A 25,877-nucleotide genomic window follows, 5' to 3' on the forward strand; every position below is an offset into this window, starting at 1 on the left:
TCATTTTCGAGAGACCTCGACCTCTATCCCGGCAACGACGCGCCAACCACCTCTACACCCTCATCTGTGAAGAGCCCGATAACCCCTTCAGGACACAATCGAACGTTTTCCATCGCTCCTACGTGTCATTGGGTATAGGACCGGAAGGACCCTGAGATGCGTACTGCACTAATAACTCTCATAGCTCTCACCACCACTGCTGCCGTACTGGCCCCCGCCGCGCCGGCAGCCGCCGAGTCGGCGATAGTCACCATCGGCCAGCTGGAAGCCGAGGGATTCCACGTGAATGTCGACCGGGTCGGTACCGCGCCGCTCGATCAGTGCGTGGTGACCAGCGTCCGCAACCCGCAGGAGCAGACCCGGCTCATCCGGGTGGACGGCCCCGGCAACCGGGACCAGATCATCCGCGTGGTGGTACGACGGACCATCACAGTGTCGCTGGACTGCAGTCGCTAGCCGGACTCAGTTCGCGATCACCGGCAACGTGATCGACGACGGATGGGCGGCGTCGTGCAGGATGGTCTGCGTCGCAACGACGGTCGCCGCATCCCGCCCGAACGGCGCACCGGTGTTGGGATTCGGCGCGAACTGCGGGTAGTCGCTGCTGGAAATCTCGACCCGCACCCGGTCCCCCGGCTTGAGTTGGTAACTGGTGGGCCAGATTTGGATGCGGTACTGGTACGGCTGGCCGGGGACGATCGGCGTCGGCGCCGACAACGAGTCCCGGAACGACGCCCGGATGATGCCGTTGTTCAGGTTGACGGCCGTCCCATCGGGCTTGACCACCACCAGCTTGGCCGTGAAATCGGTGTCCACAGCTGAAGATTGGGCCCACAGCGAGACGGTGGCCGCCCCGGTGATCTCGGTGTCCCGGGTCACCGGGTCGCCGGTGTACACCAGCACATCGGATCGCTGTTCGACCGGCGTCTGGTCGTACGGCCCTTGCGGACCGGACTTCGCACCACAGCAGGAGTGCCCACCCAGGCTCGGTGCCGGATTGAGCGGGTCGTAGGTGTAGGTGTCGGGCGGTTGTGGTCCGGGCAGCACCGGCAACAGCTTGCCGTCGCGGTCCGCGATGCCGCCGGAGCCCGAGAGGTAGTAGTTGATCCATTGCGTCTGCGGCAGTGGCCAATTGGCGGCCGTCTTCCAGGCGTTGGCACCCATGGTGAAGTAATCGACGCGCGGCTTGCCCGCCACACCGTTGTCGACGCCCTTCAAGAAGTGGTCGAACCACGCCAGCATCAGCTCGTTGATCGGGCTGTTGCCCACCGCTCCAATGTCTTTGAGCATCGGTGCGGGCTCGGAATCAGCTCGACCCCACGCGACGTGGTCCCACGGCCCGATGACCAGACGCTGGTTCGTACGCGCGAAGTCGTTGCCACCGTGGGCCACCATCCCGGCGAAGTTCTCCACACCGCCGGCCAGGAACGCGTCGTACCAGCCCTCGAAGTGCAGCACCGGAATTCGCACCGCCGGATACCGGTCGCGAATGCTGACCTGCTGCCAGAAGGCGTCGCGCGTGTTGTGCCGGACCCAGTCGAAGTACCACGGCGCCACCGCCGGATTGTGGGGCTGCATCGGCGGAAGGTCCTGCTGCGGGCGGAAATTCAGCCATCGCGTCGGATCGGCGCCGGCGTCCCGCAACAGCCGTTCGGCTTCGGCGTCCCGGCGGTTCTGCGCGGCACCGAGCGCAATCGACTCGATGGCCCACGGCTGCACGAACGCCAACCGGAACTCGCCGCCCTCGTAGGTCCAGCCGTCGTAGTAGTCGGACGCGGTGTTGGCGGGCGCGATCGTCACCAGATGCGGCGGCGCCGTCACCGCTGCAAGCCATTGCGTCGCACCGACGTACGACGATCCGTACATCGCCACCTTGCCGTTCGCGCCGGGCAGACCGGCGGCCCATTCGACGGTGTCGTAGCCGTCGGCCATGTCATTGGTGAACTCACTGAACACCCCGCCGGAGCTCCCCTGGCCCCGAACGTCCTGCACGACAACGAGATAGCAGTGCGAGGCGAACCAATCCGGCGGTTCGTAGCGCTCCGGCGACGTCTGCGCCCCGGACTTGCCGTACTGCGTCCGCATCAGCAATACCGGCACCGGGTCAGCGGTTCGAGGGCGGTAGACGTCGGCGCGCAGGACGACGCCGTCGCGCATGGTGGCGCCGACATCGCGTTCGGTATCGACGGCGCACGAGCCCCGGCCCGTCGCAGCAGGGAATGGAGAAGCGGGCGGACGGTCCGCGCCACAGGCAGCCAGCAGAGCCAGCACCACCACGAACGCCGTCACGCGGATCAGAGCGCGCACGCCACCACGCTAGACGGTTACGACGGCGCGGGTCCGCCCGACTTCGTCGTCAGCACCAGGACGTTCGCGTCGCGGTCGAGGAACGCCTGCGTGGTCATGCCCGAACCGGAGAAGTGGTTGTTGAGTTCGGGCCCCGACAGGTACGGACCGCCGGGCAGTTCCGGCTGCAGAATCTTCTGCACCGTCGGCCGCCGATCGGTGTCGGCCGGGTGGTATTCGGCGATCAATCGAGTGGTCTCCGCCGGGGGCAGCTTGATCACCGCGTCGATCCAGTTGACCTTGCCGGCCAGGCTGGGATCGCCACTGTTGTTCCAGGTGACCCACACCGCCTCGTCGGGCTTGCGCAACTGCGGGAACTGCCAGACCAGTTGCTGCACGTCATGCCGGACCATCTCGGGCGGTATCGGCGGGCCCTTCACCGCAGGCGACGCGGAGCCGAAGATGTCCAGGCTGCCGAGGTTGACGCCGTCGCAGCCGGTCAACGTGACGCCGACCACAGCCAGCAACGCGATGCGTCTTTCCCATCGGTTCTTCCGCATGGCCGACGTCCCTTCACGAGGGTGCCCTGGTGTGCGGAAATTCTAACGCCGAGATCCGCTAACCAGCAGATCTTCAGCAAACATCTGAGTGTGGCGCCGAACACAAAAATTATCGCTCAGCGCAATATATCGGCGCCGCTCGTGCCTGCGGTCAGCTAATTCGTCGATGTGTGCCGAGCCCGAAAACTGCGAAAGCCCCCAATTCCCGTGGGAATTGGGGGCTTTCGAGTGTGCTCACGCGGACAGCGCAAACTGACCGCGAACAGCCTCAGTAGCGGTAGTGCTCCGGCTTATACGGGCCGTCGACGTCGACGCCGATGTACTCGGCCTGCTCCTTGCTGAGCTTGGTCAGCGTGCCGCCGAGAGCCTCGACGTGGATACGCGCGACCTTCTCGTCGAGGTGCTTGGCCAGGCGGTAGACCTCGTTGTCGTACTCGTCGTTCTTGGTCCACAGCTCGATCTGGGCGATGACCTGGTTGGAGAACGAGTTCGACATCACGAACGACGGGTGGCCGGTCGCGTTGCCCAGGTTGAGCAGACGGCCCTCGGACAGCACGATGATCGACTTGCCGGTGTCACCGAAGGTCCACAGGTCGACCTGCGGCTTGATGTTCAGCTTGGTGGCACCCGACTTCTCGAGGGCCGCCATGTCGATCTCGTTGTCGAAGTGGCCGATGTTGCCCAGGATGGCCTGGTTCTTCATGGCCTTCATGTGCTCGAGCAGGATGATGTCGAAGTTGCCGGTCGCGGTGATGACGATGTCGGCCTCGGGGATGCCCTGCTCGACGGTGACGACGTCGAAGCCGTCCATCAGCGCCTGCAGCGCGTTGATCGGGTCGATCTCGGTGACCGCGACGCGCGCGCCCTGGCCGGCCATCGACTCGGCACAACCCTTGCCGACGTCGCCGTAGCCACAGATCAGCACCTTCTTGCCACCGATCAGCACGTCGGTGCCGCGGTTGATGCCGTCGATCAGCGAGTGGCGGGTGCCGTACTTGTTGTCGAACTTGCTCTTGGTGACCGAGTCGTTGACGTTGATGGCCGGGAACGCCAGCTCACCCGCAGCGGCGAACTGGTACAGCCGCAGCACGCCGGTGGTGGTCTCCTCGGTGACACCCTTGACCGACTCGGCGATCTTGGTCCACTTGGTCTTGTCGTTCTCGAAGCCCTTGCGCACGAGCTCCAGGAAGACCTTCCACTCGGCCGAGTCGTCTTCCTCGGCCGGGGGCACGACGCCCGCCTTCTCCCACTGCGCACCGCGCAGCACCAGCATGGTGGCGTCGCCGCCGTCGTCCAGGATCATGTTGGCCGGCTCGCCGTCCCAGGTGAGCATCTGCTCGGCGCACCACCAGTACTCCTCCAGCGTCTCGCCCTTCCAGGCGAAGACCGGGGTGCCCTTGGGCTCCTCGACGGTGCCGTGCGGGCCGACGACGACGGCCGCGGCCGCGTGGTCCTGGGTGGAGAAGATGTTGCACGACGCCCAGCGCACCTCGGCGCCCAGCGCGGTCAGCGTCTCGATCAGCACGGCGGTCTGCACGGTCATGTGCAGCGAGCCGGAGATGCGCGCGCCCTTGAGCGGCTGCACGTCGTGGTATTCGCGGCGAAGCGCCATCAGGCCGGGCATCTCGTGCTCGGCGAGGCGAATCTCCTTGCGGCCGAACTCGGCCTCGGACAAATCGGCGACCTTGTAGTCGATGCCGTTACGGACATCTGCCTTCAATTCCGTCATGGATTAGAGCCCCATTCATTCGTTCCACTGGAGTGACCCCATGGCCTGCGGGCTCGCGGGACAGGCGCCAGGAAACAACTCGAATGGCGCGCTGACGGCTACGGGGTATCCCCACTACCGTAACGGTCGGCGAACGGCGTCATGAGCCGGGCCAGGTCAGCGGCCACATCGTGGTCCGCTTCCGGCGGCATTGACACGTAACTGATCGCCAGCCGGACGATCGCCCGCGCCAGCACTCCGGCGTCGTCGTCGGAAATCTGCACCCAGCTGCCGCGGAACGCCTCGGTGAGACGCTTCGAACAGTGCGAGATGATCGGCGCGCTGTCGGTGGTGATGATCTGCAGCAGATCGGGTTTGGCGACACCGGTCAGCAACGAGATGACGAGCGGATCGGACGCCGACTCGGTGAAGAACATCCGGAAGCCCTGCAGGAACGCGGACTCGATGTCGCCGACGTTGGCGTAGATGGCGTGCTCGACGGCGTCGACCAGGCGGTCGGCGAGGCGCATCGCGTACCCCTCGGCCAGGCCCTGGCGCGAGCCGAATTCGTTGTAGATCGTCTGCCGGCTGATGCCGGCGGCGCGCGCGACGTCGGACAGCGTGATCGACGACCAGTCCTTGGCCAGCAACAGTTCTCGCATGCCGTCCAGGATCGAGTGCCGCAGCAGGACCCGTGACGCCTCGGCGTACGGCACCCGAGGTGCCGCAGGGCGCGGCCCCTCGGGTCCGTCCGGTACTGCGGCCGCGGCGGTCACGACGCCACGACCTCCACCATGTCGAAGTCGGATTTGGCGGCGCCGCAGTCCGGGCAGCTCCAGTCCTCGGGGATGTCGGCCCAGCGGGTGCCCGGGGCGATGCCGTCCTCCGGCCAGCCCTTCTCCTCGTCGTACTCGAAGCCGCACTGCAGGCAGACGAACTTCTTGAACGGCTCGCTCATGAACTCACTCCTACTCCGTCGTTTCCCGTCGCTGCGCTCGCCCCGGGGCTGTTTCCCGTCGCTGCGCTCGCCCCGAAGGGCTCGAAATCGATCTTCTCGCGCACCGCGCAGTCCGGGCAGCACCAGTCGTCGGGGACATCGTCCCACGCCGTGCCCGCCGGGAAACCTTCACGCGGAGCGCCTTTGGCCTCGTCATAGACATAACCACAGCCCGGGCATTGGTAAGCACTCATGGTCAGGCCACCGCCCCGTACTTGGCCAGCACCTTGTCCCGCACCCGGGGGTGGACGTTGACCTTGGTGATGTCGCCGTCGTAGTGCTCGATGACCCGGTGGTCCATCATCCGGCGCCACAGCGGCGGGATGTAGGTCAGCCCGATCAGCGTCGCGTAGCCGCTGGGCAGGTTCGGTGCGCCGTCGATGCTGCGCAGCGTCTGGTAGCGGCGCGTCGGGTTGGCGTGGTGGTCACTGTGCCGCTGCAGGTGGTACAGGAACAGGTTGGTGACGATGTGGTCGGAGTTCCAGCTGTGCACCGGGGCGCAGCGCTCGTAGCGGCCGCTCTCGGTCTTCTGCCGCAGCAGGCCGTAGTGCTCCAGGTAGTTGACCGACTCCAGCAGGCTGAATCCGTAGATGCCCTGGATCAGGACGAACGGGATGAGCGCCGGGCCGAACACCGCGATCAGGATGCCGAAGAACACCACCGACATGAGCCACGCATTGAGGACGTCGTTCTTGAGGTAGGTGCGCGGGTCCCACGGGCTGCGGCCGAGACGGCGGATGCGCTGGGCCTCGAGTTCGACCGACGACTTCAGGGCACCCCACACGGTACGCGGCAGGAACTCCCAGAAGTTCTCACCGAAGCGCGCCGAGGCGGGATCCTCCGGCGTGGCGACGCGGACGTGGTGACCGCGGTTGTGCTCGATGTAGAAGTGGCCGTAGAACGTCTGCGCCAGAGTGATCTTGGCCAGCCAGCGCTCCAGGTTCTCCTTCTTGTGCCCCATCTCGTGCGCGGTGTTGATGCCGACGCCACCGAGGACACCGACCGACAGCGCGACACCGAGCTTGGCCCACCAGGCGAGGCCGCCGTCGAAGCCCAGCCAGCTGAGGTCCTTGGCGGTGAACAGGTACGCGCCGAGGATGACGCTGGCGTACTGGAACGGGATGTAGACGTAGGTGCAGTAGCGGTAGTACTTGTCGTTCGCCAGCTGCTCCATCATCTCCTCGGGCGGGTTCTCCCCGTCGGGCCCGAACTTCAGGTCGAGGATCGGCAGCAGCACGTAGAGCAGGCCGGGGCCGATCCACAGCGGCACCTGCGCGAGCGTGTGCCAGCCGGCCTGGTTCAGTGCCCAGATCAGCGGGAGCATCACGAACAGCGCGGTGGGCGCGATCAGGCCCATGAGCCACAGATGACGCTTGCGATCGCGCCACTGCTCGGTGTTGACGTCGGATACCTCGACTGACACGGGTCCACCTCCATTGGTTGGGCCGACAACTTGCGCTCTTGACTATAGAGGGCATTTTGTCGCTGGTCTAGACAATGGAGGCATTTTTGTAAAACGCCTTGTGGCAGCCGTCACCGCAGCAGGTGACTGCGGGTTTCGGCGTTCAGCCGCGGTAGAGATCAGGCTCGATGTAGATGATGCGGGCGTTGGGCACCGCGGCCCGGATCGTGACCTCGGCGGCATCGATCGTGGCGGCGACCGTCGCCAGGTCGGTGTTCGGAGCCAGCGCGATCTTCACGCCGACGAGCATCTCCTCCGGCCCCAGGTACTGCGTCCGCAGATGGATGACGCGGTCGATGTGCGGCGTCTGCTCCAGCGCGTTGCGGATGGCGCTGGTCTCGTCGACCGTCGCACCCTCGCCGATGAGCAGGCTCTTCATCTCCACCATCAGCACCACCGCGATGACGCCGAGCAGCACACCGATCGCCGCGGTGCCGACGCCGTCCCACACCGGGTCGCCCGTCAGCATCGACAGCCCCACGCCGAACAGGGCGAGCACCAGACCGACCAGGGCGCCGGAATCCTCCAGCAGCACCACCGGCAGCTCCGGGTTACGCGAGGTCCGGATGAAGCGCCACCAGCTGCCGGCTCCCTTGAGCGGACGCGATTCCTTCACCGCGGTGTAGAAGCTGTAACCCTCCAGGCCGATCGCCACGACGAGGATCGCGACGGCGACGACGGGCGACGACAGCGGCTCGGGGTGGGTGATCTTGTGATAGCCCTCGTACAGCGCGAACATCGCGCCCAGGCTGAACAGGACCAGCGCCACCACGAACGAGTAGAAGTAGCGGCTGCGGCCGTAGCCGAACGGATGCAGATGGTCGGCGTCCTTGCGCGCCTGCCGCTGCCCCCACAGCAGCAGACCCTGGTTGGATGTGTCCGCCAGCGAGTGCACCGACTCCGCGAGCATCGACGAACTGCCCGTGATCAGGAAGCCGACGAACTTCGCCGCCGCGATCCCGGCATTGGCCAACAGCGCTGCGATGATCGCGCGCGCACTCCCCGAGGCCGACATGACCTGCCCTTTCGTAGGTTTGTTCTAGATCCCCACCGTCGCACGGAACACCGTCGACGGCTCTTGCGCCACCAGCTGCACGGGGCCCTCCCCGGCGGCGACCCAGGCCGCGGCCCCCTTGTTCAGGGTCAGCTCACCGCCCGCGGACTGCACCCGCACGCGGCCCTGCGTGCCCAGCAGAATCTGTGGGCCGGCGTGCCCCCGCGGCAGCTCGACCGCAGAGCCCACCCGCTCGTCGCCGATCCGCAGGATCGACACCGCGAATTCCGGTGCGGGCGTGTCGAAAACCTGCTCGACACCGTCCTCGGCCGGCCGCGGATGGATGGGCCGACCATCGGTCGGGGTGAAGTCGAGAACCCGGAGAAGCTCCGGCACATCCACGTGCTTGGGCGTCAGACCACCGCGTAACACGTTGTCGGAGTTGGCCATGACCTCGAACCCCATGCCGTGCAGGTAGGCGTGCAGATTGCCGGCGGGCAGGTAGATGCCCTCCCCCTCGACCAGGCTGATGCGGTTGAGCAGCATGGCGGCCAGCACGCCGGCATCACCCGGGTACCGCTCGCCGAGCTCGAGCACCGTCTTGGCCTCGGGCGCGAATTCTGTTGCCCCCGAACGGATGTAGTTCACCGCACCGTCGAGAACGGCCGGCACCAGGACGTCGAGATCGGGCTGCGGCAGGGTGATCCAGGTGGTGAAGACGGCTCGCAGCCCGGCCGCGTCCGACTGGCCGGCCAGCAGGTTGATGTACGGATCGAGGTCGGACACCGCCAGCGCCCGCATCAACTCGACGGTGCGAGCCACGGGCCGGAACCCGGCGAGCGCCTCGAACGGGCCGAGGGCCACGATCAACTCGGGCTTGTGGCTGCGGTCCCGGTAATTGCGGTTGCGCGCGTTGAGGGCAATGCCTTGGCGCTCTTCACGATTGAAGCCTTCGGCAGCCTGCTCGGCACTGGGATGGGCCTGCAGCGACAGCGGTTCGTCAGCGGCGAGCACCTTCGCCAGGAACGGCAGCGACTCACCGAACCGGGCCACGACCTCGGGCCCCAGTTCGCCCGCGGGATCGGCCCGGATGACGTCCAGCAGCGACACCTCGCCGTCGGCCGTCTCCAGTCGCGCCGGGTCCCCGGGGTTCGCACCCAACCACAGCTCAGCCTCGGGATGCGCTGAGGGACTGGGTCTTCCGGCGAAATCGGCCAAGGCGGTACGCGACCCCCAGGCGTAGTTCCTGACCGCGCCTCGTAGCAGATGCACTATGTCTAACCTCGAACCAGTTTCAGGTACACGGCCGTCATCTCCAGCCGGACCGCCAGCATCGCGATCTGTTGTTCCAAGCGACTTCCCGGCACCTGCAGCCCCGCATCGGGCACGTCATCGGCACTGAGCACATCGACATCGCCACCGAGCGCGTCCATCCGGGCGATCACGCCGGGACGCTCCTCGTCGGCACACAGGACGACGGTGCGGACCCGGGCCGGCACCGGCCCGTCGATCTCGGGATCGTGGAAAAGCGCGTCCTCGTAAGACATTTCGACCGTCTCGCGGCCGAGCCCACCGTGCAGCGCCACCAGAGCGTCGGAGCCGCCGGTCGCGGTCACGAGCTGATGGGCCACCCGCAGCAGCACCGTCGCCGCATGGCGGACCAGCGCCAGCATGGCCGCGCCCTCACCGGCCAGCACCACCTGCCGGCCGGACATCCGCTCGGCCAGGTTCTTGGCCGGGTTGGTGAAAATCTCGCGAGTCGCGCTGTTGCGCAGGGCCTCGGCGTCCAACTCGTCGGCCAGGGCCTCCAGGTCGATGCGCAGCGCCGGGTCGACGACCATCATCGTCGCCAGGCCCGCGGCCAGATAGCGGGTGAGGCCGAAGTCGTCGGGCACCGACAGCCGCGGCGGCAGCACCACGGCGCGGCCCGCGGCGGCATCGCGCAGCGGACCGTCGTTGGGCGCCACCACGATCACGCGCGCACCGCGGCGCACCCCGGTCGCCACTGCCGTCACCAGCGCCGGATCGGCCGCGTCGTCACCGGCCACCACCACGACGTCGAGTGCGCCGATCCACGGCGGAATGTCCGGGGTGACCACGAGCGGGATCGGCGACGTCGCGCCGAGTGCCGCGGCCAGCACCGTCCCGGCCGCACCGGACGCGCCCGATGCCCCGCGCCCGCACACCCAGGTCACGGTTCGCGGCCGTTGATCCGAGCGCAGTTCGTCGAGTTCGCCTTCAGTGAGCGCCGCGGCGACCGCGCGGGTCTGCGCACCTGCCATCGACGCCGCTCGCAGCAGGCCGTCGCGGTCGGCCGCGATCAGACCGTCGACATCGTCGAGGTCCAGGGTCGCCGGGGCGGCACTCATGGCAGTGACCCACCAGTGCGCCCGCTGACCGCCTTGATCTGCGCCGCGATGTGCGCCACGATCTGGTCGACCTCCACACGCGTGCGGGATTCGACGTTGAGCCGCAACAGCGGTTCGGTGTTGGAGGTGCGCAGGTTGAACCAGCGCCCGTCGCCGAGGTCGACGGTAACGCCGTCGAGTTCGTCGGTCGACACGATCTCGCTGCCGTACGACGTGAGGACCGCCTGCACGCAGGCCGGTGCGTCGGCGACGGTGAAGTTGATCTCGCCCGACGCCTCGTACCGCTGGTACTTCGCCATCAGCTCGGACAGCGGACGGTCCTGTTCCCCGAGCGCCGCCAGCACGTGCAGCGCCGCGAGCATGCCGGAGTCGGCACCCCAGAAATCGCGGAAGTAGTAATGCGCCGAATGCTCGCCACCGAAGATCGCGTTGGTCTCGGCCATCAGCGCCTTGATGTACGAATGGCCGACGCGGGAGCGCACGGCCGTGCCGCCGCGCTCCTCGATCAACTCGGGCACCGCGCGTGAGGTGATCAGGTTGTGGATGACGGTCGCGCCGGACTCGCGGGCCAGCTCGCGATCGGCGACGAGCGCCGTCACGGCCGACGGCGACACGGGGTCGCCCTTCTCGTCGACGACGAAGCAGCGGTCGGCGTCGCCGTCGAACGCCAGGCCGATATCGGCGCCGTTCTCGACGACGTGCTTCTGCAGGTCCACCAGGTTGGCCGGATCCAGCGGGTTGGCCTCGTGGTTGGGGAACGTGCCGTCGAGTTCGAAGTACAACGGCAGCAAGGTGATCGACCCGACGGTGCCCAGCACGGCCGGCGTGGTGTGCCCGCCCATGCCGTTGCCGGCGTCGACCGAGACCCGCAGCGGACGCAGCGCCGACACATCGACCAGCGAACGCAGGAAGGTGCCGTACTCGGCGAGCACGTCGCGCTCCTCGACCGTGCCGGCCGCTCCGTCGTGACCCGGCACGCCGTCGATGACCTCATTGCTGATGTCGGTCAGACCGGTCTCCTTGCCGACGGGCTTCGCGCCCGCCCGGCACAACTTGATGCCGTTGTAGGCAGCCGGGTTGTGGCTGGCCGTGAACATGGCGCCCGGGCAGTCGAGCAGACCGGAGGCGAAGTAGAGCTGATCGGTCGACGCCAGCCCGATCCGGACCACGTCCAGACCCTGCGCGGTGACCCCATCGGCGAACGCCGTGGCCAATGACGGTGAGCTGGGCCGCATGTCGTAGCCGACGGCCACCCGGGTGGCGCCCTCGGCGCGCATCAACCGGGCAAATGCTCCACCGACATCGGCGACGAACGACTCGTCGATCTCCTCGCCGACCAGCCCACGCACGTCATATGCCTTGATGACGCGCTGTACAGAGGCAGCAGGCCGAGACATAGCCCTCCCGATCTCATCGTTCGCAGACCACTGCATTACCGAGGGTCTGTGACAGTCAGCCTATCGGCTGACCCATCGGCCCGCGGACGGTCGGTGGGGTTCGGTAGGACTTGTGTCGCTAACTCTCAGGCGGATCCGGCAACACCCGCAGATGGCCGCGGCGCCGCCCGTTGTGCTGCGTGCGCGGTGCGGGCGGGGCCATGACCGTGCCGGCGTGACTGCCGGGCAGCGGATCGGTGAAACCTGTTGGGATGCCACCGCGAGCGGGCGCGTCGCGACCCTCGCGCACCGCGTCGGCGAGCGCGACGAGGTCGTCGTCCTCGGAGGGCGTGGGCAGCGGACCGGCGTGGCGGACCAACTCCCACCCGCGAGGCGCGGTGATGCGACTGGCGTGCGACACACACAGGTCCCACGAATGCGGCTCCGACGCGGTGGCCAACGGACCTACGACTGCCGTGGAATCCGAATAGACAAACGTCAGCGTCGCCACGGCGTAGTGCGGGCAACCTGGCCGGCAGCAGCGACGGGGAACATTCACTCGGCGAGATTATCGCGCCGCCGACGCGCCCACCGCCGGACACGCGCGTCGCGGCCGCGTCGATCTCCAACCGTTACTATCGGCCGATGGCCCACTCGCGTGTGCGCCGCCGTCGCGGCATGCGCGGCCCGCTCCTCCCCCCGACCGTTCCCGGATGGCGCAGTCGCGCCGAGCGATTCGACATGGCGGTGCTCGAGGCCTACGAACCCATCGAGCGCCGCTGGAGCAATCGGGTGTCCGGACTTGACGTCGCGGTCGACGAGATCCCCCGGATCTCCCCCAAAGATCCCGATGCCATCCAGTGGCCGCCCGAGGTGATCGCCGACGGGCCGGTGGCGCTGGCGCGGCTCATCCCAGCCGGGGTGGATGTTCGGGGTAATTCGACACGGGCGCGAATCGTCTTGTTCCGCAAGCCCATTGAACGGCGGGCGAAGGACTCCGTTGACCTCGCCGACCTGTTGCACGAAATTCTCGTGGCGCAGGTAGCCACGTATCTCGGCGTTGAACCGTCGGTGATCGACCCGACCATCCTCGACGACTAGCCGGTCGACCTACCCGCGGTGTGTCAGATGACGCCGCGCTTGATCCGCCGGCGCTCACGCTCCGACAGACCACCCCAGATGCCGAAGCGCTCATCATGCGCCAGGGCGTACTCGAGGCACGCGTCGCGCACCTCGCAGCCCTGGCAGATGCGCTTGGCTTCGCGGGTCGAGCCACCCTTCTCGGGGAAGAACGCCTCGGGGTCGGTTTGCGCGCACAGGGCGCGCTCCTGCCACTGGTCTTCCGTGAGCTCGGGTTCGGTGTCGATGTGATCAGGCACCAGACTCAGCTGCGGCCGTCCGGCGACGACGTGCTGAACGGGTCCGGTGTTCGTGTGCGGTGCGGTCCCAACAGAGCCGAGCATCCGCCCGTCGAACTGCACCACGTGATCGAAATCTGCGTGTTCGTAAGACATTTGCCGCCTCCTCCCCTGCTTTACGTAGTTCTCAAAACGGAGTCCAACTACTTACCCTGCGTGCCGTGAGTGGCGATCAAAATTCGAACAAACGGTCGAATCTCGGTCTGCTGCACCGGAACCGGTAAACAAACCGGGAATGACACTGTTGTGATTACACACGGGTTAGCTGCCACGGTCAAGCGGATGAAGCGCATTTCCTACCATCTTGTGACCTGTTTACGGCGCGTCGTTACCGCGGCGTGTCGCGATAGTGACCAATAACACGCTGCCGCACAACGTAGTTGAGAATGCCGATAACTGATGCGGCTGTTGCTCAAGTGAATAATGAGGTTTTAAGTTTGCTGCGCGCCGAATTGCCTTCCGGGCGCGTCATTCCACCCGCGCGCCATCGCCTAGGGTGAGTCGACGTGAAGGTGACGGTTCTGGTCGGTGGCGTCGGTGGCGCTCGGTTTCTGCTCGGCGTCCAGAAACTGCTGGGGTTGGGTCAATTCGCCGAACCCGGTGCGGAGCCCTCCCCGCACGAGCTCACCGCGGTCGTCAATGTCGGCGACGACGCCTGGATGTTCGGCGTCCGCATCTGCCCCGACCTCGACACCTGCATGTACACCCTCGGCGGCGGCATCGATCCGGAACGCGGCTGGGGCCACCGGGGCGAAACCTGGCACGCCAAGGAAGAGCTCGCCGCGTACGGCGTGCAGCCGGACTGGTTCGGCCTCGGCGACCGCGACCTGGCCACCCACCTGGTGCGCAGCCAGATGCTGCGGGCCGGCTATCCGCTGTCCCAGGTCACCGAGGCGTTGTGCGACCGCTGGCAGCCCGGCGCCCGGCTGCTGCCCGCCAGCGACGAACGCAGTGAAACCCACGTCGTGGTAACCGATCCCGAATCGGGCAATCAGCGGGCCATCCACTTCCAGGAATGGTGGGTGCGCTACCGCGCCCAGATCCCCACCCACAGCTTCGCGTTCATCGGCACCGAGAAGGCAAAGGCCGCACCGGGTGTCGCCGACGCCATCGCCGGCGCCGACGTCGTGCTGTTGGCCCCGTCCAATCCGGTCGTCAGCATCGGCGCGATCCTGGCGGTGCCCGGCCTGCGCAGCGCGCTGCGGTCGACCCCGGCACCGGTGATCGGCTACTCCCCGATCGTCGCCGGAAAGCCGTTGCGCGGGATGGCCGATGACTGCCTCAAGGTGATCGGCGTCGACAGCACCTCGGAGGCCGTGGGTGCGCACTACGGCGCCCGCAGCACGACCGGCATCCTCGACGGCTGGCTGATCGACGCGGGCGACCACGCCGAGATCGAAGGGGTCAACGTCAAGGCCGTGCCGCTGTTGATGACCGATCCGGCGGCCACGGCCGAGATGGTCCGGGCCGGACTCGAACTGGCCGGACTTCAGCTGTGACCGAGCATGGCGCCGCGGCCGCCATCGAAATCCTCCCGGTGCCCGGGCTTCCCGAGTTCCGCCCCGGCGACGACGTGGCCGCCGCCATCGCCGCCGCCGCCCCCTGGCTGCGCGACGACGACGTGCTGGTGGTCACCAGCAAGGTGCTCTCCAAATCCGAGGGCCGCATCGTCGCCGCGCCGACCGACCCCGACGAGCGGGACGCCCTGCGGCGCAGGCTCATCGACGAGGAGGCCGTGCGGGTGCTGGCCCGCAAAGGCCGCACCCTGATCACCGAGAACGCCAACGGGCTGGTCCAGGCCGCCGCCGGCGTCGACGGATCCAACGTCAGCACAACCGAATTGGCCCTCCTGCCGGTCGACCCGGACGGCAGCGCGGCGCGGCTGCGCGCCGGCCTGGCCGAGCGGCTCGGCGTGACCGTCGCCGTCGTCATCACCGACACCATGGGCCGGGCCTGGCGCAACGGCCAGATCGACGCCGCCATCGGCGCGGCCGGACTGGCGGTGTTGCACGGTTATTCCGGTGTCCAGGACACGCACGGCAACGAGCTGCTGGTGACGGAGGTCGCCATCGCCGACGAGATCGCGGCCGCCGCCGACCTCGTCAAGGGCAAGCTGACCGGCATTCCCGTCGCCGTGGTGCGGGGCCTGTCGCCGCGCGACGACGGCTCGAACGGCCGGACCCTGGTGCGCGCCGGTCAGGAGGATCTGTTCTGGCTGGGCACCGAGGAAGCACTGGCCCTGGGCCGCAGGCAGGCTCAGTTGATGCGCCGCTCGGTGCGCACGTTCAGTTCCGAGCCCGTGGCGCCGGAGCTCATCGAGGAGTCCGTCGCCGAGGCGCTCACCGCGCCCGCGCCGCACCACACCCGCCCGGTGCGGTTCGTCTGGGTACAGGACCACGACACGCGAATCCGGTTGCTGGACCGCATGAAAGAGAAGTGGCGCACCGACCTGACCGGTGACGGGCGCCCGGCCGACTCTGTCGACCGGCGCGTGGGCCGCGGCCAGATTCTCTACGACGCACCGGAACTCGTCATCCCGTTCCTGGTTCCCGATGGCGCACACAGCTATCCGGACGCGGCTCGGACCGAGGCCGAGCACACCATGTTCACCGTCGCGGTGGGCGCGGCCGTACAGGGGCTCCTGGTGGCCCTGGCGGCCCGGGATGTCGGCAGCTGCTGGATCGGCTCGACGATCTTCGCCGGCGACATCGTGCGTGCCGAACTCGAGCTGCCGGGCGACTGGGAACCATTGGGCGCCATCGCGATCGGCCACTTCCCGGAGAGCGACGAGCCCCGCCGGCCGCGGCCGCCCGTGCCGACGGACGAACTGCTGATCCGCCGATGAGCGAGTCGTTGCACGCCTCGGTCGTCGCCGCGTTGCGCGACTGGGCGGCCCCCGACGCCGATCAGGACACCCTGCGGCACGCCGTCGCGGCCTTCGTCGACGCCCGGCCCGACGCCTGCCGGCGCGCCTGCGTACCCGGGCACATCACCGCGTCGGCGCTGGTGCTCGACCACAGCCGCACCAAGGCCCTGCTCACGCTGCACCCGCGGTTGGGCCGCTGGGTTCAGCTCGGCGGTCACTGCGAGGACGTCGACACCGACATCCGCGCGGCGGCACTGCGCGAGGCCACCGAGGAATCCGGCATCACCGGGCTGGAGATCGCCGAGATGCCCGCCGCGCTGCACGTGCACGCGCTGACGTGCTCATTGGGCGTCCCGACGCGGCATCTCGACGTGCAATACCTCGCCGTCGCGCCGGCGGACGCCGAAATTCACCGCAGCGACGAATCGCTGGATCTGCAGTGGTGGCCCCTGGACGCGCTACCGGGCCCGGACCCGGGACTGGAGCGGCTCGCGCGGGCCGCTCAGACGTCCGTCGAGTAACGAATACCGCCGTCCGGGATGGTGACACCGGGCCACACCCGCGCGCCGCGCAGCAGCTCGCACCGGGCCCCGATGTTGGCGCCGTCACCGATCACGCCGTCACGGATCAGGGCCCGCGGACCGATCCGGGCGCCGAAACCGACGATCGACCGCTCGATCACCGACCCGGCCTCGATCTTGACGCCGTCGAAGATCACCGCGCCGTCCAGCCGGGCGCCGGCACCGATCTCGGCGCCGCGGCCCACCACGGTCCCGCCGATCAGCAGCGCACCGGGCGCCACCGCGGCACCCTCGTGCACCAGGCTCTCGCCGCGATGCCCGTCGAGTACCGGCGACGGTGCGATACCGCGCACCAGATCCGCTGAGCCACGGACGAAGTCGTCGGGCGTGCCCATGTCCCGCCAGTAGCTGGCATCGACGTAGCCGCACACCTTGAAACCGTCGGACAGCAGCTTCGGGAACACCTCACGTTCGACCGATACCTCACGGCCCGTGGGGATCTCGTCGATCACCGCGCGCTGGAACAGGTAGCAACCGGCGTTGATCTGGTCGGTCGGCGGATCCTGCGTCTTCTCCAGGAAGGCCGTCACCACACCGTCGGAATCGGTTGGCACACAACCGAACGCGCGGGGGTCGCTCACCCGCACGAGGTGCAGCGTGACATCGGCCTGCCGCTCGCGGTGGCTGGCGACCATGGCGCCGAGATCCAGCCCGGACAGCACGTCACCGTTGAACACCATGGCGGTCGGGTGGCGCAGCTTGGGCGCCACGTTGGCGATACCGCCACCGGTGCCCCGGGCTTCCTCTTCGACCACGTACTCGATCTCCAGACCCAGCTTGGAGCCGTCGCCGAATTCCGCCTCGAAGACCTCGGCCTTGTACGAGGTGCCCAGCACCACATGGCGGATGCCCGCGGCGGCGATCCGGGCGAGCAGGTGGGACAGGAACGGCACGCCGGCCGTCGGCAGCATCGGTTTGGGCGCCGAGAGGGTCAGCGGGCGCAGCCGGGTGCCCTGCCCACCCACCAGGATGACCGCGTCGACGTCAACCGGATTCACCGCGTCACTCAACTCGCGTCCTTTCAAGCCTCGAGGTCATCGCCGGTAGCCTAGTTCGCCCGGCGGCGCTTACGCCTGGAATTGCCCACCACCGCGCGTTCGCGCGCGCCCAGCGCCGACTTGATGGTCCACCGCAGCGGCGCCTGCCACCAGTGCGGATGCCGGTCGGCGAGGAAGGTATAGGTACTGCGGTGGTGCGCGGCCAGATTGCGGGCCGGGTCCCGTCCGGTGGAATGCCCCTTGTCGTGCAGGATTTCGGCGGCCGGGACGTACACGTTCTGCCAGCCGCCGCGCGCCAGCCGGTCCCCGAGGTCGACGTCCTCCATGTACATGAAGTAGTTCTCGTCGAATCCGCCGATCTGCCGGAACGCCTTGGTGCGCAACAACAGACACGAACCCGACAACCAGCCGACGGCACGTTCGCTGGGCTCCAACCGGTCCTGGCGGTAGGCCGCCGTCCACGGATTGGATTTCCAGAACGGACCCACCACGGCGTGCATGCCGCCGCGGATCAGGCTCGGCTGATGCCGCGCCGACGGATAGACCGAGCCGTCGGGATCGCGGATCAGCGGACCGACCGCGCCTGCTGCCGGCCACCGCGCCGCCCCGGCGAACAACTCGTCGATGCTGTTGGGCCCCCACTGCACGTCCGGGTTGACCACGACGAAGAACTCCTGGTCCACCACACTGTCGGGCGTGTCGAGGTAGGCCGACACGGCACGGTTCACCGCGGTGCCGTAGCCGAGGTTGCCACCGGTGCGGAACAACTCGACGTCGGCGTAGCGCTCCAGCGCCGCCTCGGGCGCGCCGTCGGTCGATCCGTTGTCGGCCATCACCACCAGCAGGCGGCGTTCCGTCGCGTGGGCCAGCGTCTTCAGGAAACGGTCCAGATGCGCGCCGGGTGAATACGTCACCGTCACCACGAGCAGCGGGCGGTCCGATTTCGGTCCGGATGGCTGCTCGATCACGGCCTAGAGGTTAGCGGGCCGACGGCCGTACCCGCACCGGGGTGTGACCCGCCGAACCCCGGGCTACCGGCCACGGCAAGCCCTCACCAGTAGCCTGTCCTGGTGCCAGGTCGACTGTTCCGCATCCTCGCCGTCATGACGACGGTGCTCGTGATGGTGGGCACCGGCGTGGCCTGGAGCAGCCTGCGTTCGCTGGAATCGGGCATCAACCGCATCAGCACCGCGGCCCTCGGCGGCGGGGGCGACGACGGTGCCGTCGACATCCTCCTGGTGGGTATGGACAGCCGTACCGACGCACACGGAAACCCCTTGTCAGAGGAAGAACTCGCGACGCTGCGGGCCGGTGACGACGTGTCCACCAACACCGACACCATCATCCTCGTGCGTATCCCCAACAACGGGCGCTCGGCCACCGCCATCTCGATCCCGCGCGACTCCTATGTGCAGGCGCCGGGTCTGGGCAAGACCAAGATCAACGGTGTCTTCGGTCAGGTGAAGCTCGAGAAGATGAAGGAACTCGTCGAGGAGCAGGGCGAGGACGCCGCGACCGCCGAGCCGAAAGCCGTCGAGGCCGGCCGGGAAGCGCTCATCAAAACCGTGGCAAAGCTCACAGGCGTGACCGTCGATCACTACGCCGAAGTCGGGTTGCTGGGCTTCGCGTTGATCACCGACGCCCTCGGCGGCGTCAACGTGTGTCTGAAGAACCCCGTCGACGAACCGTTGTCGGGCGCCAACTTCCCGGCCGGCTGGCAGAAGCTCAACGGCCCGCAGGCCCTGAGCTTCGTGCGGCAGCGCCACGATCTGCCCCGCGGCGACCTGGACCGGGTGACCCGCCAGCAGGTGTTCATGGCGTCGCTGGCGCACGACATCATCTCCGGGCAGACGCTGTCCAGCCCCAGCACGCTGAGCCGGCTCCGCAGCGCCGTGCAGCGGTCGGTCGTGCTGTCCGATGGTTGGGACATCATGGATTTCGTCCAGCAGATGCAGAAGCTGGCCGGCGGCAACGTCGCGTTCGCCACCATCCCGGTGCTCGCCGAGGACGGCTGGAGCGACGACGGCACCCAGAGCGTCGTGCGCGTCGACCCGGCGCAGGTGCAGCAGTGGGTCGCCGGTCTGCTGCAGGACCAGGCCGAGGGCAAGACCGAAAAGCTCGCGTACACCCCCGGAAACACCACCGTCGACGTCGTCAACGACAGCGACATCAACGGGCTGGCCGCGGCGGTGTCGGAGGTGCTCACCGAAAAGGGCTTCGTCGCAGGCAAGATCGGCAACAACGAGGCCGACCATGTGCCGTCGAGCCAGATCCAGGCCGCGAAGTCCGACGATCTCGGCGCGCACGCCATCGCCGAGCAGCTGGGCAATCTGCCGGTGGTCGAGAACGCCTCGGTGCCCAGCGGCGCGGTCCGGGTGGTGCTCGCGCACGACTACGCGGGCCCCGGCTCCGGTTTGGACGGCGGCAGCCACACCGTGACGCAATCCGCTTCCGACACCGGCGATTCCGGCTCCAGCACGCCGGTCCCGCCGTCGCCGATCATCACCGCGGGCGCAGCCGACCCCAAGTGCGTGGACTGACGATGACCAACCTGGCCGGCGCGATCCTCGACCCGCTGCTGCGCGACGACCCGGCCGGGCCGCGCATCACCTACTACGACGACGCCACCGGCGAGCGCATCGAGCTGTCGGCGGTGACGCTGGGCAACTGGGCCGCCAAGACCGCCAACCTGCTGCGGGACGAGCTCGGCGCCGGTCCGGGCAGCCGGGTCGCGGTGCTGCTGCCCGCGCACTGGCAGACGGCGGGCGTGTTGTTCGGTATCTGGTACATCGGCGCGGAAGTAGTTGTCGGAGAACCACTTCCGACGCAGTGCGATATCGCGCTGTGCACGGCCGACCGCATCGACGCGGCCGACGAGACCGGCGCCAGCGAGGTCGTCGTGCTGTCGCTCGATCCGTTCGGCAAGCCCGTCCCCGACCTCCCGATCGGTGTCACCGACTACGCCACGTCCGTGCGGGTGCACGGCGACCAGATCGTGCCCGAACGCACCCCGGGGCCGGCACTCGCGGGCCGCTCCGTCGACGACGTCCTCGCCGCGGCCCGAAACGGTGCGGCGGCAAAGGGATTCACCGCCGGCACCCGGCTGCTGTCGACGGCACCGTGGGACACCCCCGACGAACTGGTCGCCAATCTGCTGGCGGTGTTCGCCGGCGGCGCCTCCCTGGTGCAGGTGGCCAACCCCGACGCGGGCGCGCTGGAGCGGCGCCGCGCGACGGAGAAGGTCACCGCCGACCTCTAGCGGCCGGCGTCAGCGCAGCAGGGCGCGGGACATCACGACCCGCTGAATCTGGTTGGTGCCCTCGTAGATCTGGGTGATCTTGGCGTCGCGCATCATGCGCTCCACCGGGAAGTCGACGGTGTAACCGGCGCCGCCGAACAACTGCACGGCGTTGGTGGTCACCTCCATGGCCACGTCCGAGGCGAAACACTTCGACGCCGCGGAGATGAAGCCCAGGTTGCCTTCGCCGCGCTCGGCGCGCGCCGCCGCGTTGTAGACCATGAGGCGGGCGGCCTCGGTCTTCATCGCCATGTCGGCGAGCATGAACTCGACGCCCTGGAACTGGCTGATCGACTTGCCGAACTGCTTGCGGTCCTTGGTGTACGCGATCGCGGCGTCCAGCGCGCCCTGCGCCACACCGACGGCCTGCGCGCCGATGGTGGGGCGGGTGTGGTCGAGCGTCGCCAGCGCGGTCTTGAAACCGGTGCCCGGCTCGCCGATGATGCGATCACCCGGGATGCGGCAGTTCTCGAAGTACAGCTCAACGGTCGGCGAACCCTTGATGCCGAGCTTGCGCTCCTTCGGGCCGATGCTGAAGCCCTCGTCGTCGATGTGCACCATGAACGCCGAGATGCCGTTGGCACCCTTGTCGGGGTCGGTCACCGCCATCACGGTGTACCACGTCGACTTGCCGCCGTTGGTGATCCAGGCCTTGGCGCCGTTGAGGATCCAGTCGTCGCCGTCGGCCTTGGCGCGCGTGCGCATGGCGGCGGCGTCACTGCCGGCCTCGCGCTCGGACAGCGCGTACGACGCGAGCTTGCCGTCGACCAGGTCCGGCAGCACCTTGCGCTTGAGCTCGTCGGAGCCGCTCAGGATCAGGCCCATGGTGCCCAGCTTGTTGACCGCGGGGATCAGCGACGCCGACACGTCGACCCGGGCCACCTCCTCGATGACGATGCAGGCGGCCACCGAGTCCGCGCCCTGGCCGCCGAACTCCTCGGGCACGTGCACGGCGTTGAAACCGGATGCCGTCAGCGCGTCACTGGCCTCCTGGGGGAACCGGGCCTGCTCGTCGACCTCGGCGGCGTACGGAGCGATCTCCTTCTCGGCGAGGGCCCGAATGGCGGCCCGGAGCTCCTGATGCTCTTCCGGCAGCTGAAACAGATCGAATGACGGGTTACCGATAGACATTGATGGCTCCTTGCCTGCCCATGTGGCGAGATGCGGGTTGCTACTCGCCGGTAACTTTACCGCCCCTGACCCGACACCTTCTGCAGCCCACGGACCAACTCGCGGTAGGTGCGGTGATAGACGGTGCGCAACGTCTCGCTGCGGCGCAGGACGTCGACGGCCGTCACCGGGCCAAGCAGCAGCACCGGATGCCCGGCGAAAACCGAGGTGGTGTGCTGGATTCGCGCCGAGCGGTGCGCCGCCGACTCCAGTTCGGCCTGGTAGTAGTCGCAGAACTCGGGCTGGGTGAAGAACACCTTGTTGAAGCCGATCGCGAACGGGGCCAGGCCGGCGCCGTCATCGAGGTACTTGAGCGTGCCGACCGCGACGCCGGGCCAGAACTCGTTGAATACGTCGTCGGCGATGACGATGCCGCCGTCGGCCAGCGTGGCCTCGGCGAGCTGCATGTCGCTGTAGACGATCTCCTCGGTGTGCCCACCGTCGACACTGAAGAACCGGATGGGCCCGCCGGCCTCCTCCAGCAGCACCTCGGGCGTCAGCTTCGTCGAGTCGCCCTGGTGGATCACCACGCCGTCCATCGACGACCAGACGTCGACGTTGCTGGTGAACTTCGCCAGGTCACCGGCGCCGGAGCCGTCGATGTTGAGGTCCTGGTCACCGAAAATGTCGATGGCGACGGACTTCTCGCCGTCCCGCTGCAACAGGTTCAGGCCGATGAACAGCTTGCCGTGGTGCACACCGATCTCAGCGACCGCACCGCCGACGGACCTGGCCCGCTGGGCCTCGTCCAGCGCACCGGCGACCAGGAGCACCTCAGGCTCCATGAATCCCGTGACGAGCTTGTGGCCGACGCTGCGGTACCGCGCGAATGAAGATTTCATCGATCGTGAGCTTACTTGCCCAGCAACCGATTACGCAGCGCCTCATCCTTGTCGAGCACCATCTGCTCCAGGTCCGCCTGGAACCGCTGCATCCGGGCCCGCAATCCGGCATCTGCCGACCCCAGAATGCGTACCGCCAGCAGGCCCGCGTTACGCGCGCCGCCGATCGACACCGTGGCGACCGGCACGCCGGCCGGCATCTGCACGATCGACAGCAACGAGTCCATGCCGTCGAGACGGGCCAGCGGCACGGGCACACCGATCACCGGCAGCGGCGTGGCCGACGCCACCATGCCGGGCAGGTGCGCGGCGCCACCGGCGCCGGCGATGATCACCTCGACACCGCGGTCCGCGGCGGTCTTGGCGTAGTCGAGCATGCGCTGTGGGGTGCGGTGCGCCGACACCACGCCGACCTCGAACGGCACCTCGAACTCGGCGAGTGCGGTGGCCGCGTCCTCCATCACCGACCAGTCGCTGTCACTGCCCATGATCAGGCCGACCCGGGGTCCGCCCGCGCGCTCACTCATGTCCACTCCATCCGTCGGTCCACTCAGCGTGTGACAACCAATGCGCGGCCCGCACGGCGCGCTCGCGTACGTCGGCCACGTAGTCCGCGTCGTCGAGCGAGCCGCCCGGCGCGCCGACGATGTTGACGTGACCGATCTTCCGGCCGGGCCGCTCCCCCTTGCCGTACAGGTGCACCCGGGCCTCGGGCAGCCGGCCGAACAGGTGGTGCAGCCGCTCGTCCATCGACATCTCCGGCTGCGTCGGGGCGCCCAGCACGTTGGCCATCACCGTCACGGGAGCCAGCGGCGCCGTCGAACCCAGCGGGTAGTCCAGCACCGCGCGCAGGTGCTGCTCGAACTGGCTGGTCGTCGCGCCGTCCATGCTCCAGTGCCCGGAGTTGTGCGGCCGCATGGCCAGCTCGTTGACCACCAGCGCGCCGTCGACCGTCTCGAAGAGCTCGACCGCCAGCACGCCGACGACACCGAGTTCATCGGCGATCCGCAGCGCGAGCTGTTCGGCCGCCGTCGCCACCGCGGGGTCCAGCTGCGGCGCCGGTGCGATCACCTCGACGCAGATGCCGTCCTCCTGCACGGTGTGCACGACGGGCCACGCCGCGCCCTGCCCGAACGGCGAGCGCGCGACCAGCGCGGCCAGCTCGCGGCGCATGGCGACCTTCTCCTCCACCAGCACCGCGACGCCGGCGGCCAGATAGCCCTCGGCGGCGGCGCGGGCCTGCGCCACGTCGTCGGTCAGGGTGACGCCCTTGCCGTCATAGCCACCGCGGCTGGCCTTCACCACGAGGCCGCCGCCCACCTCCGCGGCGAGCTCGTCGATGGCATCGAGATCAGCGGTCGAGGCCACTTCCCGGTAGCGCGGGACCGGCGCGCCGAGCTCGGCCAGCCGGCGGCGCATGACCAGCTTGTCCTGGGCGTGCACCAGCGCCGCCGGCGGCGGGGCCACGTTGACGCCGTCCGCGACGAGGGTCTGCAGCAGCTCGGTCGGCACGTGCTCGTGATCGAACGTCAGGGCCGACGCACCGGCCGCGACCTGGCGCAACGCCTCGAGGTCGGTGTGCGAGCCCAGCACCACCGCCGGGCTCACCTGGGCGGCCGGCTCGTCGGCGGAAACGGCCAGCACTCGCAGGGTCTGGCCGAGCGCGATGGCGGCCTGGTGGGTCATGCGGGCCAGCTGGCCGCCACCGATCATTGCCACGACGGGGGGTTGCGTCACGGCGCCTAGTTTGTCACGCACCGACGGTGTCCCCCGAATCTGCCTATGCCGACTAGCTACCGCCCGCTACCTGCACGGGTACGTGAAATGCAGGTAGTTTCCGTAAACTGGCCGCTTATGTCGTTCACCGAGGCCACCATCGCGCGGCTCCCGCGAGTGATCCGGCCGTTTGCCGAGCGGCATCACGAGCTCATCAAGTTCGCCATCGTCGGCGCCACGACGTTCGTCATCGACTCGGGCATCTTCTACACCCTCAAGCTCACGGTGCTCGAGCCCAAGCCGGTGACCGCCAAGATCATCGCCGGCATCGTCGCGGTCATCGCGTCGTACGTGCTGAACCGCGAATGGAGCTTCCAGAACCGCGGTGGCCGCCTGCGCCACCACGAGGCGCTGCTGTTCTTCGCCGTCAGCGGCGTCGGCGTGCTGCTGAGCATGGCCCCGCTGTGGGTGTCCAGCTATGTGCTGCAACTGCGCCAGCCCAACGTCTCGCTGACCATCGAGAACATCGCCGACTTCCTGTCGGCGTACATCATCGGCAACCTGCTGCAGATGGCGTTCCGGTTCTGGGCGTTCCGCCGCTGGGTGTTCCCCGACGAGATGGCCAAGCACGCCCCCGACATGACGCTCGAGGCGACGATCACCGCCGGCGGTTTCGCCGAGGCCTACGACGAACTCGGCGACGACCCTCAGCTGGGCGACTCCTCGGAACCCAAGGTGTCGAAGACTTCGTGATACAGCAGCGAGTGGACCTGCTCCACCCGCGGAATGTCATGGAATTCCAGGGGATCCTGCGACGCCGACTCGATGATCAGCGTGCCGGTGCGCAGTATCCGGTCCAGTAGCTGGTGCCGGAACTCCACACTGTTGATGCGCGCCAGCGGGATGTCGATACCCGACCGCGTCAGCACACCGCGCCGGAACATCACCCGCCGGTCCGTGATCACGAAATGCGTTGAGCGCCAGTTCAGGAACGGCCAGACGGTGAGCCAGCCGGTCACCACCAGCCAGACCACACCGATCACCGCGAAGATGATGTTCTTGGCGTTCGAATCCCAGTTGGTGTGATTGACCACCGCCGCGACGAACGCCGCCAGCGCCGTCCCGGCCAGCAGCACCAGCACCGGCCCGATCAGTCGCTTCCAGTGCGGGTGCCGATGCAGCACAACATGTTCGTCGGCCGCCAGCACGTTGTCCGGGTAACCCATACCCAGACTC

27 protein-coding genes and 1 pseudogene are annotated in these 25,877 nt (G+C 68.1%); 8 read left to right on the plus strand and 20 right to left on the minus strand.

The features are described 5' to 3' along the window. The first annotated feature begins 156 nt into the window (after window positions 1–156). Window positions 157–456: a hypothetical protein gene (locus ACJH6J_RS15200; RefSeq protein WP_212806589.1), complete on the plus strand. Its 300-nt coding sequence runs from the start codon at window positions 157–159 to the stop codon at window positions 454–456. A 6-nt stretch (window positions 457–462) separates the two neighbouring features. Here ACJH6J_RS15200 and ACJH6J_RS15205 read toward each other — a convergent pair whose 3' ends face one another. The 12 genes and pseudogenes from ACJH6J_RS15205 to ACJH6J_RS15260 all read right to left on the minus strand — a co-directional run bounded on the left by ACJH6J_RS15205 (window position 463) and on the right by ACJH6J_RS15260 (window position 12,311). Further along, window positions 463–2,307 carry a CocE/NonD family hydrolase gene (locus ACJH6J_RS15205; RefSeq protein ID WP_212806590.1) on the minus strand — a complete coding sequence of 615 codons (1,845 nt, stop codon included), beginning with the start codon at window positions 2,305–2,307 and terminating at the stop codon, window positions 463–465. Between the two features lie 17 nt (window positions 2,308–2,324). Continuing rightward, entirely contained in the window at window positions 2,325–2,846 is a 522-nt protein-coding gene (locus ACJH6J_RS15210; RefSeq protein WP_406801408.1) for a hypothetical protein, read from the minus strand. Between the two features lie 268 nt (window positions 2,847–3,114). Continuing rightward, window positions 3,115–4,575: an adenosylhomocysteinase gene (ahcY, locus tag ACJH6J_RS15215; RefSeq protein WP_346416976.1), complete on the minus strand. Its 1,461-nt coding sequence runs from the start codon at window positions 4,573–4,575 to the stop codon at window positions 3,115–3,117. A 98-nt stretch (window positions 4,576–4,673) separates the two neighbouring features. Continuing rightward, entirely contained in the window at window positions 4,674–5,330 is a 657-nt protein-coding gene (locus tag ACJH6J_RS15220; RefSeq protein ID WP_212806593.1) for a TetR family transcriptional regulator, read from the minus strand. Then, on the minus strand, window positions 5,327–5,512 hold the full coding sequence (locus tag ACJH6J_RS15225; RefSeq protein WP_020102918.1) for a rubredoxin: 186 nt from the start codon (window positions 5,510–5,512) through the stop codon (window positions 5,327–5,329). Before ACJH6J_RS15225 ends, ACJH6J_RS15220 begins: the two co-directional genes overlap by 4 nt. A 71-nt stretch (window positions 5,513–5,583) precedes the next feature. After that, window positions 5,584–5,745 (minus strand): annotated as a pseudogene (locus ACJH6J_RS15230) (rubredoxin); the annotation flags it as partial. Between the two features lie 2 nt (window positions 5,746–5,747). Beyond that, on the minus strand, window positions 5,748–6,974 hold the full coding sequence (locus tag ACJH6J_RS15235; RefSeq protein ID WP_212806595.1) for an alkane 1-monooxygenase: 1,227 nt from the start codon (window positions 6,972–6,974) through the stop codon (window positions 5,748–5,750). Between the two features lie 142 nt (window positions 6,975–7,116). Beyond that, entirely contained in the window at window positions 7,117–8,028 is a 912-nt protein-coding gene (locus ACJH6J_RS15240; RefSeq protein WP_212806596.1) for a cation diffusion facilitator family transporter, read from the minus strand. 24 nt (window positions 8,029–8,052) lie between these two features. Then, a complete protein-coding gene (manA, locus tag ACJH6J_RS15245) occupies window positions 8,053–9,279 on the minus strand; it encodes a mannose-6-phosphate isomerase, class I (RefSeq protein ID WP_406804156.1) in 1,227 nt (408 codons plus the stop codon). 5 nt (window positions 9,280–9,284) lie between these two features. Continuing rightward, window positions 9,285–10,376 (minus strand): TobH protein, encoded by a 1,092-nt coding sequence (locus ACJH6J_RS15250; protein ID WP_406804157.1) that lies wholly within the window; start codon window positions 10,374–10,376, stop codon window positions 9,285–9,287. Further along, a complete protein-coding gene (locus ACJH6J_RS15255; RefSeq protein ID WP_406804158.1) occupies window positions 10,373–11,773 on the minus strand; it encodes a phosphomannomutase/phosphoglucomutase in 1,401 nt (466 codons plus the stop codon). The genes ACJH6J_RS15250 and ACJH6J_RS15255 overlap by 4 nt, the downstream gene beginning before the upstream one ends. Before the next feature lie 118 nt (window positions 11,774–11,891). Next, the gene (locus ACJH6J_RS15260) at window positions 11,892–12,311 is read right to left on the minus strand and encodes a DUF3499 domain-containing protein (protein WP_406804159.1); all 420 of its coding nucleotides are present in this window, start codon (window positions 12,309–12,311) and stop codon (window positions 11,892–11,894) included. Between the two features lie 119 nt (window positions 12,312–12,430). Here ACJH6J_RS15260 and ACJH6J_RS15265 point away from each other — a divergent pair, with 119 nt between their 5' ends. Further along, window positions 12,431–12,853 (plus strand): metallopeptidase family protein, encoded by a 423-nt coding sequence (locus tag ACJH6J_RS15265; protein WP_029105556.1) that lies wholly within the window; start codon window positions 12,431–12,433, stop codon window positions 12,851–12,853. A gap of 23 nt (window positions 12,854–12,876) precedes the next feature. On the opposite strand, the gene ACJH6J_RS15270 is transcribed toward ACJH6J_RS15265, so the two are convergent. Continuing rightward, a complete protein-coding gene (locus tag ACJH6J_RS15270; protein WP_205848855.1) occupies window positions 12,877–13,140 on the minus strand; it encodes a WhiB family transcriptional regulator in 264 nt (87 codons plus the stop codon). A gap of 536 nt (window positions 13,141–13,676) precedes the next feature. On the opposite strand from ACJH6J_RS15270, the gene cofD reads away from it, so the two are divergent. From cofD to ACJH6J_RS15285, 3 genes are read left to right on the plus strand one after another with little or no spacing between them, the layout of a single operon-like run. After that, window positions 13,677–14,669: a 2-phospho-L-lactate transferase gene (cofD, locus tag ACJH6J_RS15275; RefSeq protein WP_212806600.1), complete on the plus strand. Its 993-nt coding sequence runs from the start codon at window positions 13,677–13,679 to the stop codon at window positions 14,667–14,669. Continuing rightward, complete coding sequence (locus ACJH6J_RS15280) at window positions 14,666–16,015, plus strand: coenzyme F420-0:L-glutamate ligase (protein WP_212806601.1); 1,350 nt, start codon at window positions 14,666–14,668, stop codon at window positions 16,013–16,015. The genes cofD and ACJH6J_RS15280 overlap by 4 nt, the downstream gene beginning before the upstream one ends. Further along, complete coding sequence (locus ACJH6J_RS15285) at window positions 16,012–16,557, plus strand: NUDIX hydrolase (RefSeq protein WP_212806602.1); 546 nt, start codon at window positions 16,012–16,014, stop codon at window positions 16,555–16,557. Before ACJH6J_RS15280 ends, ACJH6J_RS15285 begins: the two co-directional genes overlap by 4 nt. On the opposite strand, the gene ACJH6J_RS15290 is transcribed toward ACJH6J_RS15285, so the two are convergent. Both ACJH6J_RS15290 and ACJH6J_RS15295 read right to left on the minus strand, forming a co-directional pair. Beyond that, window positions 16,539–17,615, minus strand: coding sequence for a sugar phosphate nucleotidyltransferase (locus tag ACJH6J_RS15290; protein WP_061000748.1), 1,077 nt, complete (start codon window positions 17,613–17,615; stop codon window positions 16,539–16,541). The genes ACJH6J_RS15285 and ACJH6J_RS15290 overlap by 19 nt on opposite strands. A gap of 50 nt (window positions 17,616–17,665) precedes the next feature. Then, window positions 17,666–18,583, minus strand: coding sequence for a glycosyltransferase family 2 protein (locus ACJH6J_RS15295; RefSeq protein ID WP_346416981.1), 918 nt, complete (start codon window positions 18,581–18,583; stop codon window positions 17,666–17,668). 135 nt (window positions 18,584–18,718) lie between these two features. Between ACJH6J_RS15295 and ACJH6J_RS15300 the strand changes: the two genes are divergently transcribed. Further along, on the plus strand, window positions 18,719–20,155 hold the full coding sequence (locus ACJH6J_RS15300; RefSeq protein ID WP_406804198.1) for an LCP family protein: 1,437 nt from the start codon (window positions 18,719–18,721) through the stop codon (window positions 20,153–20,155). A gap of 2 nt (window positions 20,156–20,157) precedes the next feature. After that, window positions 20,158–20,874, plus strand: a complete 717-nt coding sequence (locus ACJH6J_RS15305; protein ID WP_406804160.1) for a TIGR03089 family protein — start codon at window positions 20,158–20,160, stop codon at window positions 20,872–20,874. A 9-nt stretch (window positions 20,875–20,883) separates the two neighbouring features. Here ACJH6J_RS15305 and ACJH6J_RS15310 read toward each other — a convergent pair whose 3' ends face one another. From ACJH6J_RS15310 to ACJH6J_RS15325, 4 genes are read right to left on the minus strand one after another with little or no spacing between them, the layout of a single operon-like run. Beyond that, entirely contained in the window at window positions 20,884–22,044 is a 1,161-nt protein-coding gene (locus ACJH6J_RS15310; protein ID WP_406804161.1) for an acyl-CoA dehydrogenase, read from the minus strand. A 56-nt stretch (window positions 22,045–22,100) separates the two neighbouring features. Further along, a complete protein-coding gene (locus ACJH6J_RS15315) occupies window positions 22,101–22,925 on the minus strand; it encodes a class I SAM-dependent methyltransferase (protein WP_346416985.1) in 825 nt (274 codons plus the stop codon). An 11-nt stretch (window positions 22,926–22,936) separates the two neighbouring features. Continuing rightward, window positions 22,937–23,452 (minus strand): 5-(carboxyamino)imidazole ribonucleotide mutase, encoded by a 516-nt coding sequence (gene purE, locus ACJH6J_RS15320; protein WP_346416986.1) that lies wholly within the window; start codon window positions 23,450–23,452, stop codon window positions 22,937–22,939. Further along, entirely contained in the window at window positions 23,445–24,662 is a 1,218-nt protein-coding gene (locus ACJH6J_RS15325) for a 5-(carboxyamino)imidazole ribonucleotide synthase (protein ID WP_406804162.1), read from the minus strand. Before ACJH6J_RS15325 ends, purE begins: the two co-directional genes overlap by 8 nt. A gap of 117 nt (window positions 24,663–24,779) precedes the next feature. On the opposite strand from ACJH6J_RS15325, the gene ACJH6J_RS15330 reads away from it, so the two are divergent. Further along, complete coding sequence (locus ACJH6J_RS15330) at window positions 24,780–25,394, plus strand: GtrA family protein (RefSeq protein ID WP_020102898.1); 615 nt, start codon at window positions 24,780–24,782, stop codon at window positions 25,392–25,394. On the opposite strand, the gene ACJH6J_RS15335 is transcribed toward ACJH6J_RS15330, so the two are convergent. Further along, on the minus strand, window positions 25,349–25,867 hold the full coding sequence (locus ACJH6J_RS15335; protein WP_406804163.1) for a PH domain-containing protein: 519 nt from the start codon (window positions 25,865–25,867) through the stop codon (window positions 25,349–25,351). The genes ACJH6J_RS15330 and ACJH6J_RS15335 overlap by 46 nt on opposite strands. Window positions 25,868–25,877: the final 10 nt, after the last annotated feature.

Source organism: Mycobacterium sp. SMC-18 (genome assembly GCF_045310895.1).
Taxonomy (GTDB): Bacteria; Actinomycetota; Actinomycetes; order Mycobacteriales; family Mycobacteriaceae; genus Mycobacterium.

Bases quoted from the DNA above. Each gene is read 5' to 3' on its own strand.
- ACJH6J_RS15225 (WP_020102918.1), bottom strand. From the start codon at position 5,512: ATGAGCGAGCCGTTCAAGAAGTTCGTCTGCCTGCAGTGCGGCTTCGAG.
- ACJH6J_RS15310 (WP_406804161.1), bottom strand. From the start codon at position 22,044: ATGTCTATCGGTAACCCGTCATTCGATCTGTTTCAGCTGCCGGAAGAG.
- ACJH6J_RS15210 (WP_406801408.1), bottom strand. From the start codon at position 2,846: ATGCGGAAGAACCGATGGGAAAGACGCATCGCGTTGCTGGCTGTGGTC.
- ACJH6J_RS15200 (WP_212806589.1), top strand. From the start codon at position 157: ATGCGTACTGCACTAATAACTCTCATAGCTCTCACCACCACTGCTGCC.
- ACJH6J_RS15250 (WP_406804157.1), bottom strand. From the start codon at position 10,376: ATGAGTGCCGCCCCGGCGACCCTGGACCTCGACGATGTCGACGGTCTG.
- ACJH6J_RS15265 (WP_029105556.1), top strand. From the start codon at position 12,431: ATGCGCGGCCCGCTCCTCCCCCCGACCGTTCCCGGATGGCGCAGTCGC.
- ACJH6J_RS15255 (WP_406804158.1), bottom strand. From the start codon at position 11,773: ATGTCTCGGCCTGCTGCCTCTGTACAGCGCGTCATCAAGGCATATGAC.
- purE (WP_346416986.1), bottom strand. From the start codon at position 23,452: ATGAGTGAGCGCGCGGGCGGACCCCGGGTCGGCCTGATCATGGGCAGT.
- ACJH6J_RS15285 (WP_212806602.1), top strand. From the start codon at position 16,012: ATGAGCGAGTCGTTGCACGCCTCGGTCGTCGCCGCGTTGCGCGACTGG.
- ACJH6J_RS15305 (WP_406804160.1), top strand. From the start codon at position 20,158: ATGACCAACCTGGCCGGCGCGATCCTCGACCCGCTGCTGCGCGACGAC.
- ACJH6J_RS15240 (WP_212806596.1), bottom strand. From the start codon at position 8,028: ATGTCGGCCTCGGGGAGTGCGCGCGCGATCATCGCAGCGCTGTTGGCC.
- ahcY (WP_346416976.1), bottom strand. From the start codon at position 4,575: ATGACGGAATTGAAGGCAGATGTCCGTAACGGCATCGACTACAAGGTC.
- ACJH6J_RS15330 (WP_020102898.1), top strand. From the start codon at position 24,780: ATGTCGTTCACCGAGGCCACCATCGCGCGGCTCCCGCGAGTGATCCGG.
- ACJH6J_RS15315 (WP_346416985.1), bottom strand. From the start codon at position 22,925: ATGAAATCTTCATTCGCGCGGTACCGCAGCGTCGGCCACAAGCTCGTC.
- ACJH6J_RS15335 (WP_406804163.1), bottom strand. From the start codon at position 25,867: ATGGGTTACCCGGACAACGTGCTGGCGGCCGACGAACATGTTGTGCTG.
- ACJH6J_RS15300 (WP_406804198.1), top strand. From the start codon at position 18,719: ATGACGACGGTGCTCGTGATGGTGGGCACCGGCGTGGCCTGGAGCAGC.